Annotated in this window: 2 pseudogenes; both read right to left on the bottom strand. The window is 46.8% G+C overall.

Annotated features, from left to right (window positions below):
• Positions 1 to 229 (bottom strand): annotated as a pseudogene (locus CIK04_RS25925) (AMP-fatty acid ligase); the annotation flags it as partial.
• Between the two features lie 128 nt (positions 230 to 357).
• Positions 358 to 914, bottom strand: a pseudogene (locus tag CIK04_RS25920) (hypothetical protein).
• Between the last annotated feature and the right edge of the window lie 114 nt (positions 915 to 1,028).

Genomic DNA, 1,028 nt, shown 5'->3' with positions numbered 1-1,028 from the left:
ATTGGTACGCTTGGCGTAAGTTGCTCCCCACTTCCTCATCACACAGTAAAAGATCAAACTCGCAGCTGAGCTCATCCAACGCCGCTGGTTGATAATTTCCAGGTAACACAATGGCTTTGCCACTAAAGCACAACGCAAAAAAACCAATGGCAAATTGGTAGCTGTTGGCGGACGCAACAGGGCAACTCGTTGTGCTTCTATTTGCTTCATTGTTCGCAAGTGTATGCATCTTGGCACGAGAACGATGACCAATCATGGTGTTCATTTAGGGAAAACGCGACTTGGTGTCGTGGGGCTCTGCCGTGATGAAACAGCGTAGCGAGTGAATGAAATGGTAGAGGGTGACTCATCTAATGCTCAGTCCTTGCGAACAAACTGGCGAACGATCCATTCTCCAGCAAATAAACTTCCGGCGGCTAAATAGCTAATAAAGCCGTTATACAGTGTCCAACACCTGTAGTGGTTGAAACAGGTGTATAAAGGACATACTTGCATTGTGAGAAAAAACCAACACCACACTTTCGTGACTGTGCGAGTATAACGAACGCCACTTTCGGGTAACTCGGGCTCTTGCAGACGAGCCAATCGCTCTATAATCGTTTGAGGCTGAGTTAAACTCGAGGCAAAAAGCGTCAACATGGCGAGGTTAACGATCACGGGATAAAACGTCAGCCAACCTTGCTGTTTGAATATCGCGCCCAGCGTAACCAGCACCACACCGATCACTCCGCTTATCACCGMMAGTGTTTGAATTCTTTAAGCTTGGCTTGATGGCCGGAAAGGATTCTGAGCAGAAACACAATGCCTAAAAGGAGTGCGACCACTTCTAAGCCAAGCTTATCGATACCGAAATAGACGGCAAAAGGGTAGGTAAGCAATACAATTGCAGACAAAACTGTCAGCAATGTGCGCATCTCTTATTCCTTTACAAGTTCAACGACAGCGTCAACGACGTCTTGAACTGTGCGTACCGCTTTTAAACTCTTCGGGTTGGATTTTCTTCCTGTGCTACTTTCCTGTCAGAGCAA

Source organism: Vibrio sp. 03_296, assembly GCF_002265885.1.
Note: the sequence above shows the minus strand (reverse complement) of the source record. Positions and strands in the feature narration are given on the sequence as shown.